Source organism: Thermomonas carbonis (genome assembly GCF_014396975.1).
Taxonomy (GTDB): Bacteria; Pseudomonadota; Gammaproteobacteria; order Xanthomonadales; family Xanthomonadaceae; genus Thermomonas; species Thermomonas carbonis.
The window spans coordinates 2,509,168-2,523,343 of the sequence record NZ_CP060719.1 but is presented as its reverse complement, the minus strand read 5'-3'; the positions used below and the strand labels follow the sequence as shown (position 1 = coordinate 2,523,343).

The window sequence follows — 14,176 nt, the reverse complement described above, 5'->3', positions numbered from 1 at the left end:
TGTCGGTAGAATCCCGTGCCCATGCCCGATTCCGCCGTCTCCCCCAGTCCCCTGCTCGCCGTGCGCGGGCTGGCGTTCTCCCGCAACGAGACGCCGGTGTTCGGGCCGCTGGATTTCGCGGTGGACGCCAACGAGGCGCTGCTGGTCCAGGGCGGCAACGGCGCCGGCAAGACCACCCTGCTGCGCGTGCTCGCCGGACTGCTCCGGCCGGATGCCGGCAGCATGCAGATCGATGGCCAACCGGCGCGGCATGAATTGCGTGCGCGCTTCGTCGCTTACCTGGGCCACTTGCCCGGGCTGAAGGCGGATCTGTCGGCCCTGCAGAACCTCGATTTCCTGTGCGGCCTGCACGGCCGCCGCGAAGCGCAGGGCACCGAAGCCGCAATGGCCATCGTCGGCCTGGCCGGCTACGAGGACGCGCCGCTGCGCACCTTGTCCGCCGGCCAGAAGAAGCGGCTCGGGCTGGCCCGCCTGTGGCTGTCGCCGGCGCCGCTGTGGCTGCTCGACGAACCCTACGCCAACCTCGACCTCGACGGCATCACCCTGGTCAACCGGATGGTGCAGGCGCACCTCCGCGACGGCGGCGCGGCGCTGATCACCACCCATGGCGCCTACGCAGCGCCGCCGGTGCGTACGCGTCTGCTCGAACTCGGGGCAGCCGCATGATGTGGCAGGCCGCCAATGCGCTGCTGCGTCGCGACCTGCAACTGCTGTGGGCACGCCGCGGCGATGCCTTCCAGCCTGCGCTATTCGCGCTGCTGACGGTCGTGCTGTTCGCGCTGGCGCTGGGTGGCGATGCCGAATCGCTGGCGCCGGTCGCATCCGCCGTGCTGTGGCTGGCGGTGCTGCTGGCCGGCCTGCTGGCGCTCGACAGCCTGTTTCGCGGCGACGCCGAGGACGGCTCGCTGGAGCAGTGGATGCTGGCGCCGGTGCCGTTGTGGTGGCTGGTGCTGGTGCGCACGCTGATGCACTGGGCGACCACCGCGCTGCCGGTGATCGTGTCGGTACCGCTGCTCGGCGAACTCCTGCACCTGCCGCAGGCGCAATTGCCGGTGCTGATGGCCAGCCTGCTGCTGGGCACGCCGATCCTGAGCCTGCTCGGCGCGGTGGTCGCGGCGCTGACCGTGGGCATGCGCCGCGCCGGCGTGCTGGTCGCGCTGCTGGCGCTGCCGCTCTATGTGCCGGTACTGGTGTTTGGCGCCGGCGCGGTGGCGGCAAGCGCACAGGGCCTGGATGCGGTGGGTGCCCTGCTCCTGCTGGGCGCCGGGCTGGTGCTGGCGTCGGTGTTGGCGCCGCTGACCGCGGCCGCGGCATTGCGCATTGCCCACGATTGATCGGGATCAAGGTGCGCGCTACCGCGAAGCGGGACGATGGCGACATCCCGGCGGATCACGCCGGCCCCACGTGCACCAGGAGTTTCCCCATGAAATCCCGCCACATCCTCGTCGCCAGCGCGCTGGCGCTTGCCCTGTCCGCCTGCAGCCAGTCGCCCGCACCATCCGCCGAGCCCCCCGTTGCCGCACCGGCAACGGAAGCGGCGGCAGCCCCGGCGCCCGCCGAAGCCGCCCCGGTCGCACCCGCGCCCGTCGCCTCCACCGGCAGCAAACCGGCCACCGTCGCCGATTGCACCACCACGATCGAAGGCAACGATGCCATGCAGTACAACGCGGACTCGATCACCGTTCCCGCCAGCTGCGCCCAGTTCACCATCAACCTCAAGCACGTCGGCACCATGGCGGTGAACGTGATGGGCCACAACGTGGTGGTGGCGAGGCAGGCCGACATGTCCGGCATCGCCGCCGACGGCATGTCGGTCACCCCGGAACACATCAAGCCGGACGATGCCCGCGTCATCGCCCACACGAAGATGCTCGGCGGCGGCGAATCCACGTCGGTGACCTTCGACGTGGCAAAGCTCAAGGACGGCGGCCCGTTCAAGTTCTTCTGCAGTTTCCCCGGCCACATGTCGCTGATGCAGGGCAGCCTGCAGGTGCAATGAGTCCGACGCGGCGGCACGGGCGGGCGCTGCCAGGCCACACCCGTGCCGCCACGCCGAGGCCGCCTGGCGCGCGGGGCTGGTATCCTTCCCGGATTGCCGCGGCCCCATGTGCGCCGCACCCGCACAGGCCGCGATGTCCCCGCTGATCCGCTGGTTCCACCAACTCGGTTCGCCCCCCTACTTCGACCGCTTCGCCGCCCGTTGGACGCCATGGGCGTACCTGCTCGGCCTGCTGACGATGGGCATCGGCCTGTATGGCGCGCTGTTCCAGGTACCCGCCGATTACCAGCAGGGCGACAGTTTCCGGATCCTCTACATCCATGTGCCGAGCGCGTGGATGAGCATGGGCATCTTCGGACTGATGGCGGTGTATGCCGCGATCGCGCTGATCTGGCGGATCAAGCTGTGCGAGATCCTGGCGATGGCCTGCGCACCCAGCGGCGCCGCCTTCACCCTGATCACCCTGGCCACGGGTTCGATCTGGGGCAAGCCGATGTGGGGCACGTGGTGGGACTGGGATCCGCGCCTGACCACCGAGCTGATCCTGCTGTTCCTCTACTTGGGCGTGATGGGCCTGTACGCGGCCATCGACGACCGCCGAAACGCCGCCCGCGCTGCCGGCCTGCTGGCGATCGTCGGCGTCGCCCTGCTGCCGGTGATCCGCTGGTCGGTGGTGTGGTGGAACTCGCTGCACCAAGGCCAGACCATCCGCCTGCTCGGCGAGTCCTCGATGGACGCGAGCATGATCGCGCCGCTGTGGTGGATGGTGATCGGCACCCACCTGTGGTTTGTCGGCTCGCTGCTCGCACGCGCCCGTGCAGACAACCTGCGCCGCGAAGCCGGCAAGGACTGGGTGGCGAAACTGGTGACGACGCAGTCTGCCCCGGAGCACGAGCGATGAGCTACCGCGAATACGTCATCGCCGCCTACGCGGTCTTCGCGGTGGTGATGTTGTGGGACTACATCGCGCCGAAACTGCAGTGGCGCACCGCCCTGCGCGCCGTGCGCCAGCGCGCGGCCCGCAACCCCAATCGCGCCCCCGCCGCGAACACGGAACTCGAACGATGAACCCGACTCGCAAGCGCCGCCTGTGGCTGGTGCTGGCCGTGGTGGCCGCCGCCGCGCTGGCCACCACCCTGATCGCGCTGGCCCTGCAGCGCAACGTGGCCTACCTGTACACGCCGAACGAAGTGCTGACCGGCGAAGCCGGCCCGCAGGTCGCGTCCGGCGAAGCCCGCTTCCGCCTGGGCGGGATGGTCGCCGCCAATTCGTTCAAGCGCACGCCGGGTTCGCTGGAATCCCGCTTCGAGGTGGACGACGGCGACGCGCGCCTGCCGGTGGTCTACACCGGCATCCTCCCTGACCTGTTCCGCGAGAAGCAGGCGGTCGTCGCCACCGGCCGCATGCAGGACGGCGTGTTCGTCGCCGAGAACGTGCTGGCCAAGCACGACGAGGCCTACATGCCCAAGGAAGTCGCCGACAAGATGGGCAAAGCGCACACGAAGCATGACGTGCCCCCCTCTCCCGCCACCGCTGGCGCGGCGGCACCCTCTCCCACGAAGGGAGAGGGGAACTACTGATGCTGCCCGAACTGGGACAAGTCGCGCTGATCCTGGCCCTGCTTGCCGCGATCCTGCAGTCGCTGCTGCCGATGCTCGGCGCGCATCGCGGGGTGGCGCCGCTGATGGCGATCGCGCGGCCCGCCGCTTACCTGCAACTGGCGCTGGTCGCGCTCGCCTTCGCCATCCTCACCCACGGCTTCATCACTCAGGATTTCTCGCAGCGCTACATCGCCGAGAACTCCAATTCGCTGCTGCCGGTGATCTACCGCTACACCGCGGTGTGGGGCGCGCACGAAGGCTCGCTGCTGCTGTGGACGCTGATCCTGGCGCTGTGGACCGCAGCGGTCGCCCGATTCTCGCGCGCATTGCCGATGCCGGTGGTCGCGCGCGTGCTCGGCGTGATGGGCATCGTCGCTGTCGGCTTCCTCGCCTTCCTGATCTTCACCAGCAATCCCTTCGAGCGGCTGCTGCCGGCTGCTGCCGAAGGCCGCGACCTGAATCCGCTGCTGCAGGACCCGGGGATGATCATCCATCCGCCGATGCTCTACCTGGGCTATGTCGGGTTTTCGGTGCCGTTCGCGTTCGCCATCGCCGCGTTACTGGAAGGCCGCGTCGACGCGCAGTGGCTGCGCTGGACGCGACCATGGACCAACGTGGCGTGGGCGTTCCTGACCGTCGGCATCGCACTCGGCAGTTGGTGGGCGTATTACGAACTCGGCTGGGGCGGTTGGTGGTTCTGGGATCCGGTCGAGAACGCCAGCTTCATGCCGTGGCTGGCCGGCACTGCGCTGCTGCATTCGCAGGCGGTCACCGAGAAGCGCGGCAGCTTCGCCGGCTGGACGTTGCTGCTGGCGATCTCCGCATTCTCGCTGTCGTTGCTCGGCACCTTCCTGGTGCGCTCGGGCGTGCTGACCAGCGTGCATGCATTCGCGGCCGACCCGACCCGTGGCCTGTTCGTGCTGATCTTCCTCGGCATCGTCATTGGCGGATCGCTGCTGCTGTACGCACTGCGCGCACCCGAGGCCGACGCCAGCGCCAAGCCGTTCACCGCCGGCTCGCGCGAAACCCTGCTGCTGCTCAACAACCTGCTGCTCACCACCTCCTGCGCGATGGTCCTGCTCGGCACGCTGTATCCGCTGCTGGCCGACGCACTGGAACTCGGCAAGATCTCGGTCGGCCCGCCCTACTTCGCGATGATGTTCCTGCTGCTGATGGCACCGCTGGTACTGCTGTTGCCGTTCGGTCCGCTGACACGCTGGCAGCGCGAGGACATGGCGATGCCGCTGCGGATGCTGCTGCCATGGGCGGTACTGGCACTGATACTGGGCGTGGCCACCTTCTTCCTCGCCCCCCAAGGCGGATGGAAAACCGCAGCCGGCATCCTCGGCGCAGTCTGGGTTGCCGCAGGCACCCTGCGCTTCCTGTGGTCACACTGGAAGATGCCGGGCGCACGCCTGACCCGCGAAATGTGGGGCATGACCCTGGCGCATCTCGGCATCGCCGTGTTCCTGATCGGCGCATTGCTCGACGATGGGCTGAGCCAGCAACGCGAGGTCGCGGTGACACCGGGCCAGTCGGTGCCCCTGGGCACGTACTGCTTCCTCCTCAAGGGCGTGCAACATCTCGACGGCCCGAATTACGGTGCCGAACGCGGCACGGTCGACGTCCTTCGGGATTGCTCGGATCACATCGCCACCCTGCATCCGGAAAAGCGCAGCTATCGCGGCGGCCAGGTGATGAGCGAAGTGGCGCTGGAGCGCGGTATCACCCGTGACCTGTATGTCGCACTCGGCGAACCGCTGGGCGAAGGCGCGTGGGCGTTGCGCGTGCACGTGAAGCCATTCGTGCGCTGGATCTGGGCGGGCGCATTCCTGATGGCGCTTGGCGGATTGGTCGCCGCCACCGACAAGCGTTTCAGAGTACGCCGGGATGACGGCAAACCGCAGGGAGTGCGAGCATGAAAACCTCGCGATGGTTGCCGCTGGCCGTATTCTTCGCACTGGCCGCACTGCTTGCCGCCGGTGTCTGGATGAGCCGCAACCCCGACCGCGATGTGTTGCCATCGCCGCTGATCGGCAAGCCGGCACCGGAGTTCGCGCTGCCCGTCTTGCACGACCCGAAGCACACGGTGCGCCTGGCCGATCTTCGCGGACAGCCGTTCCTGCTCAATGTCTGGGGCAGCTGGTGCGTTGAATGTCGCGTGGAGCACCCGGTGCTCACCCGCTTCGCCGAGACCAAGCGCGTGCGCGTGGTCGGCTACAACTGGAAAGACGAACCGGCCGACGCACTGCGCTGGCTGGAGCAATTCGGCAACCCGTTCTGGCTGGTGCTGGCTGATATCGAGGGTCGTGCTGCGATCGACTGGGGCATCTACGGCGCGCCGGAAACGTTCCTGGTCGATGGTGCCGGCATCATCCGCTGGAAGCACGTCGGCGCGCTCACCGATGCCGTCATCGTCGATGAGTTGTTGCCGGCGCTGCAGCAGGTCGAGGCTGCGCGCTGATGCGGCTCGTGCTTGCCCTGCTGCTGTGGCTGGCCACGCTGCCCGCATCCCTGCCGGCATTCGCGCAGGCCAACCAGCAGGCCGATGCCGCGCCTCTGCAATTCCGCGATGCCGCCGAGGAAACGCGCTTCCACGATCTGGCCGCCGAGTTGCGCTGCGTGATGTGCCAGAACCAGTCGCTGGCCGATTCCAACGCGTTGATCGCACTGGAACTGCGCCGTGAAGTACTGGATCTCATGCGTGCGGGCAAGAGCGATGCGCAGGTCAAGGAGCATCTGGTGCAGCGCTACGGCGAGTTCGTGCTGTACAAGCCGCGGGTCGAAGGTCGCACCTGGCTGCTGTGGCTGGGCCCGGCCTTGATCCTGCTGGCCGGCATGGCCCTGGTCGTGGTGCTTGTGCGCCGCAAACCCGCGCAGCCCCTGCCGCGCAATGACGAACCGCAGGAGTGGTGATGACCGTTTTTGTCGCGCTAGCCACCCTGTTGTGTCTCGCCACCGTGGCCGTGTTGTTACGTCCGTTGTGGCGCGACGCACGCGGCGTGGCCCTGGGCATCGGCGTGATAATGCTGGCCTCGACCGGCCTGCTGTACATGCTCGTCGGCACCCCGCGCGCGTTGGATGGCACGGCGCAACAAACCCCGAAGACCTTGGGCGATGCGATTGTCCAGCTCGAAGCCGAACTGCAACGCGATCCGCGCCAGGCCGAAGGCTGGCGACTGCTGGGCCAGGCTTATCAGCGCGAAGGACAGGCCGCGAAGTCCCGCGATGCCTATGCCAAGGCCGTTGCATTGCTGCCGGACAATCCCGATCTGCTGACCGAAGCCGCGCAGTCGCGCGCGCTGGCCCACCCGCAACGGTTGTTCGATGCGCAGGCCGTCGACCTGCTCAAGCGCGCCATCGCGGCTGAAGCCACTCACCAACGTGCGCGCTGGTTCCTGGGCATCGCCCAACGCCAGACCGGCGACAACGCCGCCGCGGCGGCGACCTGGGAACCGTTGCTCGCGCAGGTCGATGCCGCCACCGCCACCAGCCTGCGCAAGGAAATCGATGCCGCCCGCGCGGATGCAGGCCTGCCTGCGCTTGTCGTTGCGCTCGCTCCAGCTGCGCCCGAAACAAGTGACGCACTCGCTGTGAAGGTCGCGTTGGATCCCGACTTCGCGGCGCGCGTGCGCCTGCGCGGCGATGCCACTGTCTTCGTCATCGCGCGTGCGCCGGACGGCCCGCCGATGCCGGTCGCGGTGGAGAAGCGCAGCGTGTCCGACCTGCCGTTCACCGCCAGCCTCGACGATGGCGACAGCCCGATGCCCACGCTCAAACTCTCGCAGCTGAAAGAAGTCGTGCTGGTCGCGCGGCTCTCGCAGAGCGGCATCGCCAACAAGCAGGACGGCGACATCGAATCGAAGCCGGTGCGGGTGACGTTGCCTGCAGACGAGCCGGTGAAGTTGGTGATCGGGAAATAAGTCCCGCTTTTCTCGTCATTCCGGCGGAAGCCGGAATTCAGCCTTGCTCTATCCGCTGGGCAAGTCAAAATCCGAAGCTGGATCCCGGCTTTCGCCGGGATGACGGCAAAACATGACCGAATTCATCCCACCCGGCACGCGCTGGTTCGACCTGCCCACGGCGTTCCCGATCAAACGCGGCGGCGCGTTGCATGGCCCGCGTCTGGCCTACGAGACCTGGGGCACGCTGGACACCGAGCGCAGCAACGCGATCCTGATCGTCACCGGGCTGTCGCCGGACGCGCATGCCGCCGCCAACGCCGGCAATCCCGCGCCGGGCTGGTGGGAGTGGATGCTCGGCGCCGGGAAGCCAATCGACACCAATCGCTGGTTCGTGGTCTGCGTGAATTCGCTGGGCAGTTGCAAGGGTTCGACCGGGCCGGCCTCGATCAACCCGGCCACCGGCGAGACGTACCGCCTGGACTTCCCGGAACTGTCGATCGAGGACGGCGCGGATGCCGCAGTCGCGGTAGTGCGCGCGCTCGGCATCGAACGACTGGCCTGCGTGGTCGGCAATTCGATGGGTGGGATGACTGCGCTGGCGCTGCTGCAGCGGCATCCCGGCATCGCCCGCTCCCACATCAACATTTCGGGTGCCGCGCGCGCGCTGCCATTCTCGATCGCGATCCGCTCGCTGCAACGCGAAGCGATACGCCTCGACCCGCTGTGGAACAACGGCCACTACAGCGACGACGCCTATCCCGAGTCCGGCATGCGCATGGCGCGCAAGCTGGGTGTGATCACCTACCGCTCCGCGCTGGAATGGGACGGGCGTTTCGGTCGCGTGCGGCTGGAATCCGACCGCCGCGATGACGAGGATCCGTTCGGCCTGGAGTTCGAGGTCGAAAGCTACCTGGAAGGCCATGCGCGCCGGTTCGTGCGCAGCTTCGACCCGAACTGCTATCTCTACCTCAGTCGCTCGATGGACTGGTTCGATCTGGGCGAAGGCTGCGCCGGCACCACCGCGCAAGGCTTGGCCGGCATCCGCGGGCTGGAACGGGCGCTGGCGATCGGGGTGCAGGCCGACATCCTGTTCCCGCTCCAGCAGCAGGAGGAGATCGCCGACGGCCTGCGCGCCAGCGGCTGCGAAGCCACGTTCCTGCCATTGCCGTCGCCGCAGGGCCACGATGCCTTCCTGGTGGACAGCGAGCGATTCGGCCCGGCCGTCCGCGACTTCCTGGCAGGATGACAGCCGGTCATGCCTCACGGGCATGACGACATAACCTTTAGTAGACTTCGGACATGACCTCGCCCTGTTCCGAGCTCCAATTCGCTCCGGTCGAATTCCACGGCCGCGACAAGTTCATCGCCATGGTCGATGCCGCGGTCGGCGCCGGAGATACGCATGCGGTCATGTCCGCGCTGCGCTCGGCCCTGTGCAAGTTGATCCGCGACCCCGATGTGCACTTGCCGGACTGTGTGCACGAACCCATCGTCGACCACTACGCGCGTCGCGAGCTGTATCGCAGTGCCGAACACGGCTACAGCGTCGTCGCGATGACCTGGGGACCGGGGCAAGGCACGCCGCTGCACGACCATTCCGGCCTGTGGTGCGTAGAAGGCGTCTGGCACGGCGACCTGGAGATCACCCAATACGAACTGCTGGAACAGGTCGGCGAACGCACCCGATTCCGCGCCGCTGGCGGCATGCATGCCGGCCCGGGTAGCGCCGGCAGCCTGATCCCGCCGCACGAGTACCACACGATCCGCAACAGCAGTGCGGATGCTGTCGCGGTGTCGCTGCACATCTACCAGGCCCCAATGGGCTGCTGCGCCAAGTTCGCCCATCATGAGGGCGAGTGGTATGCCTGCGAAACCGCACAACTCGCCACCGACAAGGCCGCCTGAGCCACGCGCTGGGCTATACTTCGCGCCCGTGCCGGTGTGGCGGAATGGTAGACGCAGGGGATTCAAAATCCCCCGGCAGTGATGTCGTGTAGGTTCGAGTCCTATCACCGGTACCAAAATGAAAAGCCACGCATTGCGTGGCTTTTCTGTTTCCGGCGTTCGCCGTGTCTTGCAACGAGCCGCGCACTCAGCCGCCGGGCGGCGGATCCTGCGGTTTCACACTGCCGTTGTCTTCCTGCAGTTGCGGCTTGAACGGAATGTCCGGCGGCGGCCGCGCGACCGCGGGCTGTGCGTTGACGTCGGGATTCACCGGGAAGCAGCCGCCGCCCAGTTGCAGCATCGACACCACGCATTCCAGCCGCGTATTGGTGCCCGGGATCGGGATGGCGATTTTCTTGATCCCGCGCCGCACCCATTCCTCCAGCAGGTTCCCTTGTGGGATCCAGTACTTGTCGAACCGGGTGCCGCGGTATTCCAGCCCCGGGCGCTTCAGCCAGGTGCCGGAGCGATCGACGTTGATGCCGCTCTGCTGCGTCCATTCGTCCGGCAGGCGCAGGCTGCCGTCGCTGTTGTAGAGCCCGGGCTTGCCGCTTCCGTCGCCGTTGCGTCCATTACCGGTGCCGGTGCCGGCAACGTTGCGATTCGAGGCGCCCCAGTCGTCGGTCTTGGCCGTGCCCGGCCAGCCACCGGGCGCCGGTTTGTTGCCCGGACCTGCGCCGGCACCGGCGGTGGTCACGCCACGCCCGCCTTGCGCCGCCGCCGTGGTGCCCTGCCCGCTGCCTGCCGGCGCCTTGCCGGCGGACAACGCATTGCCACGTTCCCCTCCGGTGCCGTTGGCGGCGGCATTGGCGTTCGATGCCGTGCCGCGCCCAGGCTGGGCCGCGGGCGTGGGCGCGCCACCGGGTGGCATCGGGATATCGCGCACTTCACCGCGCAGAGTGGGCACCTGCAGCTGGCGGGTGGCGATGTCGGGCGTTGCCCGCGCGGCGACGGCCTGCATGCGTTGCGGTGTGGGAACGTCCAGCGACTGCGGCTGGTTGCGCAATTCCGGCATGCGCAGCTGCGCCTGGCGCTCGCTGGGCTGCAGGCTGCGCACCGGCTGCGGACGCAGGGTGGCGATCTCTTCCACCTGCTGGCGCGGCTGCGGTTCGCGCAATTGCACCTCCGGCACCTGCACGCTGCGTTCGCGCACCGCCGGCAGTTGGAACGCCGTCGGTTCGGGGGGGTCGGTGATTCGCTGACCTGTACCCGCTGCGCGGCTTCCGCTGGCATCGGCGGCACCACCGCCTGCACCTGCTGTGGCATCTCCGTCTCGACCGGCATCGGGGCTGCGCCGGCATCGGCCTCTGAGCGATCGCGGCATCGGGCCGACCACTCGCGGGCGACGGCGTGGCCGCGCGTTGCGCCGGTGCCGCTGCGGCCGGGGCGGAATCCGCACCGGCATTCGCCAGCGCGCCGCCACCCTCGGCGACATTGCCGCGGCCGATGAACTCGACCTGCACCGCTTCGTCTTCCTCGTCCGCCTCCCGCGCCATGGCCATGAAGCCCAGGTACATCATCCACAACAGCGCGCCGGCCAGCAGCAGGTGCAGGACCATGTCAAGCACGCGCACGCCGATGCGCAGAGTGCGATCCTCGCGAAGATCCGGTTCCCAGTTCTGCTGCCACAGCCCGCCGAAGGCCTGCCAGCGGCTCAAGCGGCGCGGGCTGCGCGGGATTGCCCGCAACGGCTTGGCCGCTGCGGCATCGATCAGGCCCGCCACCGCCGCGGTGGACGTCGCCGGATCCACGCGCGGCTGGGTGTCGAACCAATCCTGCCAGCCCGAGGGGAACTGCCCGGGCGTTTCCGGGCGCAGCGATTTGCGTTGGCGGCGCTGGTTGAGCGCGGCGATGACGTCAGCGGCTGTCGTCACGCGCGGCCGATCCGATCAGGCCGCGCCGAGCGGCGACGCGCCGGATTCGGATCCCGCGCCGCGCGGGATGAAGGGCGCATTGCCGGTGTCGTGGTCGGTGGCGTCGCGCACTGCGATCACGCCCGCCACCTTCTCCATCAGGGTCTTCTCGATGCCCTGCTTCAGGGTCACATCGGCCATGCCGCAGCCGTGGCAACCGCCGCCGAACCGCAGCAGCACCACGCCATCGGCCGTCACTTCCTGCAGGCTGACATGGCCCTTGTGCTGCGCGAGTTGGGGGTTGATGTCCTGCTCGATGGTCCAGCGCACGCGCTCGACGATCGAAGCGCCGTCGGCGGGTGCCACGCCCTTGATCTTCGGCGCGCGGATCTGCAGCTGGCCGCCGGTGGCCATGGCGGTGTAGTCGATCTCCGCGCCATCGAGGAACGGCACGCTGGGGGCGTCCAGCCATAGGGTGAAGCCCTCGCAATCGATCGCCCATTCGTCGCCGGTCAGGTCTTCGCTGCCGGCGAATTCCAGGCGCACGTCCGCGCGCGGGGTGCCCGGATCGCGCGCCGAAAGGCGCACACCGAGGCCGGGCGCGGATTCGCGCTCGATGAGTTTGCGGAAGTGGGTCTGCGCGGCTTCGGAAATCTGGATCATCCCGGTATTCTAACGATGCAGCCGGGTTGCGCATCCCTTGCGCGCCGGCGTGCCCACACGCCCGGTTCATTCCCGAAAGGACATCGCCATGGCCGACCTGATCCCGCTCGCACAGGCGCATTGCCTGCCACGCCACGGCCACGACCACCGCCTGACCGACGCCAGCATCCGCGAACTGCTGCCGCAGCTGCCCGGTTGGGAGCTGACCGAGCAGGGCCACGCGCTGAGCCGCAGCTTCACCTTCCCCGACTATTACCGGACGATGTCCTTCGTCAACGCGCTGGCGCACGTCGCCAATGCGGAAAACCACCACCCCGACCTCTCGGTGCACTACGACCGCTGCGTGGTGCGCTGGTCCACCCACGATGTCGGCGGGCTTTCGGAGAACGACTTCATCTGTGCGGCCAAGGCGGACGCGCTCGCCGGCTTATGAATCCCGCGGCATGTGGTGGAGGCTGATCTGCACGCGCCGCCGGCGCGTCCAGCGGGAACTCAATCCGGATTCATGCGGTGCAGGCGGCGCACCGCCTCGAACTTGACCTGGTCGATGCTGGTCTTGCGACGCAGGATCGCCAGCGAATCGCAACTGCCCAGCCAGTCGGTGAACGCCAGCACCGGGTGGTAGTGCGTGCGGTTCCAGAAATCGTGGAACAGCAGGATCGTATGCGGCTGGCAGCGGGCCAGCGCTTCCAGCGCGCAGGCCACGCGGAAGCGGCCATCGACCAGGACCAGATCGGCCGACGTCGTGGCCGGGTCGCGCCAGACCTGTTGGTGGTAATCGGGCCAGCGTGCCTGCGCCATTTTGTCCAGCGGCGTGCCGTAGTCGCCGGTGCGGCCGATATCGGCGTGGGTGAAGTGCAAACGTCCGTCGCGTTCGGCATGCGCCACCTCGGGGTGTCCACGCAGACTTGCGATCCAGTCGGCGTCGCTCTCGACCGACCAGATCCGCTTGAGAGCAGGACTGCACACGGCCAGCAGGGTGCTGCCGCCGCTGCCGAATTCGACCAGGCTGGCCGCCTTGGACAAGCACTCGCGGAGCACGCCGATCTCCGCATCGGTCATCTCCGGGCGCAGCGCGTGCACGTTCTCAGCCATGCAGGCGATCCAGCACCGCCACCAGATCCGGTGCCAAGGGCGCGTTCAGCCGATACGGCTGCTTGCCACCATCCAGCGCGAACTCCAGGCTGGTGGCATGCAGGAACAGGCGCTTCAACCCGGCCTGCTCGCGCAGCTTCCGGTTGGCGGCCTCGTCGCCGTACTTGTCGTCGCCAGCCAACGCATGGCCGATGTGCTTGGCATGCACGCGAATCTGGTGGGTGCGGCCGGTCTCGATGCGGACTTCGCAATAGCTCTGCCCGCCGCAGCGCTCCAGCAGGCGGAAGTGGCTGAGCGACGGCTTGCCGCGGAAATTCACCTGCACGTGGCGTTCGCCGCCCTGGCGCAGGCCGACATGCAGCGGCGCGTCCACCGACATCGTTCCGTCCGGCATCCGCCCGGTCAGCAGCGCCAGGTAGCGCTTGTCGATGCCGGCCCCATGGTCCTCCCGCAACAAGGCCTGCAATTCGCTGAGCGCGCTGCGCTTCTTGGCCACGATCAGGAGACCGGAGGTGTCCCGGTCCAGCCGGTGAACCAGCTCCAGCGTTTCCCGCGGCCGCAGCGCGCGCAGGGTCTCGATGGCACCGAAGGAAATGCCGCTGCCGCCGTGGCTGGCCACACCGGACGGCTTGTTCAGGGCCAGCAGGCGGGCATCCTCGAACACGATTGCCGCCTCCAGCGCATCCATGAAGCCCTGCGGTGGCGTGCCCTTTTCAGTCGGATCCGGCAGCTTGATCGGCGGGATCCGTACTTCATCGCCTGCTTCCAGCCGGCGTTCTGCCTTGATCCGGCCCCCATTTACCCGCACCTGCCCGGACCGCAGCAGCTTGTAGATCAGGCTGCGCGGCGCCCCTTTCAGGTAGCCCAGCAGGAAATTGTCGACGCGCTGGCCGTCGCGGTCTTCCGCCACGCGGACGGTGCGCGCACCAGTGGTCGGCGGAGCCGGCGGGGTCGGAGGCGTAGAATCGGTCATCGGGGGCATGCTCCTGTGGGCCTGCCCGCCGTGGGCCTGCAGCTGTCGCGGTTGATCTGATACACTCGGGGGGCGATCTAAGGGTTTGATTTCGCAGGGAAGTGGACCCGGCCCCAAAGCCGCCGGCCGAAAGCCGGCCTTCC

General features: G+C 68.2%; 17 protein-coding genes and 1 tRNA gene. 14 read left to right on the top strand and 4 right to left on the bottom strand.

Annotated features, from left to right (window positions below; translation table 11 throughout):
- Positions 1-21 precede the first annotated feature (21 nt).
- From ccmA to H9L16_RS11650, 13 genes are all read left to right on the top strand, one after another.
- On the top strand, positions 22-666 hold the full coding sequence (gene ccmA / locus H9L16_RS11710; protein ID WP_187551860.1) for a heme ABC exporter ATP-binding protein CcmA: 645 nt from the start codon (positions 22-24) through the stop codon (positions 664-666).
- Positions 663-1,334, top strand: a complete 672-nt coding sequence (ccmB, locus tag H9L16_RS11705) for a heme exporter protein CcmB (RefSeq protein WP_187551859.1) — start codon at positions 663-665, stop codon at positions 1,332-1,334. Before ccmA ends, ccmB begins: the two co-directional genes overlap by 4 nt.
- Before the next feature lie 89 nt (positions 1,335-1,423).
- Entirely contained in the window at positions 1,424-1,999 is a 576-nt protein-coding gene (gene azu, locus H9L16_RS11700) for an azurin (RefSeq protein ID WP_187551858.1), read from the top strand.
- 133 nt (positions 2,000-2,132) lie between these two features.
- Positions 2,133-2,900: a heme ABC transporter permease gene (locus H9L16_RS11695; RefSeq protein WP_187551857.1), complete on the top strand. Its 768-nt coding sequence runs from the start codon at positions 2,133-2,135 to the stop codon at positions 2,898-2,900.
- Positions 2,897-3,067: a heme exporter protein CcmD gene (gene ccmD, locus H9L16_RS11690; protein ID WP_187551856.1), complete on the top strand. Its 171-nt coding sequence runs from the start codon at positions 2,897-2,899 to the stop codon at positions 3,065-3,067. The genes H9L16_RS11695 and ccmD overlap by 4 nt, the downstream gene beginning before the upstream one ends.
- The gene (ccmE, locus tag H9L16_RS11685; protein WP_187551855.1) at positions 3,064-3,579 is read left to right on the top strand and encodes a cytochrome c maturation protein CcmE; all 516 of its coding nucleotides are present in this window, start codon (positions 3,064-3,066) and stop codon (positions 3,577-3,579) included. The genes ccmD and ccmE overlap by 4 nt, the downstream gene beginning before the upstream one ends.
- A complete protein-coding gene (locus H9L16_RS11680; RefSeq protein ID WP_187551854.1) occupies positions 3,579-5,522 on the top strand; it encodes a heme lyase CcmF/NrfE family subunit in 1,944 nt (647 codons plus the stop codon). Before ccmE ends, H9L16_RS11680 begins: the two co-directional genes overlap by 1 nt.
- Positions 5,519-6,064 (top strand): DsbE family thiol:disulfide interchange protein, encoded by a 546-nt coding sequence (locus tag H9L16_RS11675; protein WP_187551853.1) that lies wholly within the window; start codon positions 5,519-5,521, stop codon positions 6,062-6,064. The genes H9L16_RS11680 and H9L16_RS11675 overlap by 4 nt, the downstream gene beginning before the upstream one ends.
- A complete protein-coding gene (locus H9L16_RS11670) occupies positions 6,064-6,516 on the top strand; it encodes a cytochrome c-type biogenesis protein (protein WP_187551852.1) in 453 nt (150 codons plus the stop codon). Before H9L16_RS11675 ends, H9L16_RS11670 begins: the two co-directional genes overlap by 1 nt.
- Positions 6,516-7,523: a tetratricopeptide repeat protein gene (locus H9L16_RS11665; protein WP_187551851.1), complete on the top strand. Its 1,008-nt coding sequence runs from the start codon at positions 6,516-6,518 to the stop codon at positions 7,521-7,523. Before H9L16_RS11670 ends, H9L16_RS11665 begins: the two co-directional genes overlap by 1 nt.
- 112 nt (positions 7,524-7,635) lie before the next feature.
- Positions 7,636-8,751, top strand: a complete 1,116-nt coding sequence (gene metX / locus H9L16_RS11660; RefSeq protein WP_187551850.1) for a homoserine O-acetyltransferase MetX — start codon at positions 7,636-7,638, stop codon at positions 8,749-8,751.
- A gap of 53 nt (positions 8,752-8,804) precedes the next feature.
- Complete coding sequence (locus tag H9L16_RS11655) at positions 8,805-9,410, top strand: cysteine dioxygenase family protein (RefSeq protein WP_187551849.1); 606 nt, start codon at positions 8,805-8,807, stop codon at positions 9,408-9,410.
- A 30-nt stretch (positions 9,411-9,440) separates the two neighbouring features.
- A tRNA-Leu gene (locus H9L16_RS11650) sits at positions 9,441-9,526 on the top strand.
- A gap of 71 nt (positions 9,527-9,597) precedes the next feature.
- Here the strand turns inward: H9L16_RS11650 and H9L16_RS11645 are convergent.
- Together H9L16_RS11645 and H9L16_RS11640 are read right to left on the bottom strand one after the other, a co-directional pair.
- Positions 9,598-10,602 carry a hypothetical protein gene (locus tag H9L16_RS11645; RefSeq protein ID WP_187551848.1) on the bottom strand — a complete coding sequence of 335 codons (1,005 nt, stop codon included), beginning with the start codon at positions 10,600-10,602 and terminating at the stop codon, positions 9,598-9,600.
- A 736-nt stretch (positions 10,603-11,338) separates the two neighbouring features.
- Positions 11,339-11,965, bottom strand: a complete 627-nt coding sequence (locus H9L16_RS11640; protein WP_187551847.1) for an NfuA family Fe-S biogenesis protein — start codon at positions 11,963-11,965, stop codon at positions 11,339-11,341.
- Between the two features lie 88 nt (positions 11,966-12,053).
- On the opposite strand from H9L16_RS11640, the gene H9L16_RS11635 reads away from it, so the two are divergent.
- The gene (locus tag H9L16_RS11635; protein ID WP_187551846.1) at positions 12,054-12,398 is read left to right on the top strand and encodes a 4a-hydroxytetrahydrobiopterin dehydratase; all 345 of its coding nucleotides are present in this window, start codon (positions 12,054-12,056) and stop codon (positions 12,396-12,398) included.
- Positions 12,399-12,457: 59 nt separating this feature from the next.
- Here the strand turns inward: H9L16_RS11635 and H9L16_RS11630 are convergent, their stop codons facing one another.
- Both H9L16_RS11630 and H9L16_RS11625 read right to left on the bottom strand, forming a co-directional pair.
- Positions 12,458-13,060 carry a hypothetical protein gene (locus H9L16_RS11630; protein ID WP_187551845.1) on the bottom strand — a complete coding sequence of 201 codons (603 nt, stop codon included), beginning with the start codon at positions 13,058-13,060 and terminating at the stop codon, positions 12,458-12,460.
- Positions 13,053-14,033: an RluA family pseudouridine synthase gene (locus H9L16_RS11625; RefSeq protein ID WP_187551844.1), complete on the bottom strand. Its 981-nt coding sequence runs from the start codon at positions 14,031-14,033 to the stop codon at positions 13,053-13,055. The genes H9L16_RS11630 and H9L16_RS11625 overlap by 8 nt, the downstream gene beginning before the upstream one ends.
- Between the last annotated feature and the right edge of the window lie 143 nt (positions 14,034-14,176).

Bases quoted from the DNA above. Each gene is read 5' to 3' on its own strand.
- H9L16_RS11630 (WP_187551845.1), bottom strand. From the start codon at position 13,060: ATGGCTGAGAACGTGCACGCGCTGCGCCCGGAGATGACCGATGCGGAG.
- H9L16_RS11640 (WP_187551847.1), bottom strand. From the start codon at position 11,965: ATGATCCAGATTTCCGAAGCCGCGCAGACCCACTTCCGCAAACTCATC.
- metX (WP_187551850.1), top strand. From the start codon at position 7,636: ATGACCGAATTCATCCCACCCGGCACGCGCTGGTTCGACCTGCCCACG.
- ccmA (WP_187551860.1), top strand. From the start codon at position 22: ATGCCCGATTCCGCCGTCTCCCCCAGTCCCCTGCTCGCCGTGCGCGGG.
- H9L16_RS11675 (WP_187551853.1), top strand. From the start codon at position 5,519: ATGAAAACCTCGCGATGGTTGCCGCTGGCCGTATTCTTCGCACTGGCC.
- ccmB (WP_187551859.1), top strand. From the start codon at position 663: ATGATGTGGCAGGCCGCCAATGCGCTGCTGCGTCGCGACCTGCAACTG.
- H9L16_RS11670 (WP_187551852.1), top strand. From the start codon at position 6,064: ATGCGGCTCGTGCTTGCCCTGCTGCTGTGGCTGGCCACGCTGCCCGCA.
- H9L16_RS11695 (WP_187551857.1), top strand. From the start codon at position 2,133: ATGTCCCCGCTGATCCGCTGGTTCCACCAACTCGGTTCGCCCCCCTAC.
- H9L16_RS11635 (WP_187551846.1), top strand. From the start codon at position 12,054: ATGGCCGACCTGATCCCGCTCGCACAGGCGCATTGCCTGCCACGCCAC.
- H9L16_RS11655 (WP_187551849.1), top strand. From the start codon at position 8,805: ATGACCTCGCCCTGTTCCGAGCTCCAATTCGCTCCGGTCGAATTCCAC.
- ccmD (WP_187551856.1), top strand. From the start codon at position 2,897: ATGAGCTACCGCGAATACGTCATCGCCGCCTACGCGGTCTTCGCGGTG.
- ccmE (WP_187551855.1), top strand. From the start codon at position 3,064: ATGAACCCGACTCGCAAGCGCCGCCTGTGGCTGGTGCTGGCCGTGGTG.
- H9L16_RS11680 (WP_187551854.1), top strand. From the start codon at position 3,579: ATGCTGCCCGAACTGGGACAAGTCGCGCTGATCCTGGCCCTGCTTGCC.
- H9L16_RS11665 (WP_187551851.1), top strand. From the start codon at position 6,516: ATGACCGTTTTTGTCGCGCTAGCCACCCTGTTGTGTCTCGCCACCGTG.
- azu (WP_187551858.1), top strand. From the start codon at position 1,424: ATGAAATCCCGCCACATCCTCGTCGCCAGCGCGCTGGCGCTTGCCCTG.
- H9L16_RS11625 (WP_187551844.1), bottom strand. From the start codon at position 14,033: ATGACCGATTCTACGCCTCCGACCCCGCCGGCTCCGCCGACCACTGGT.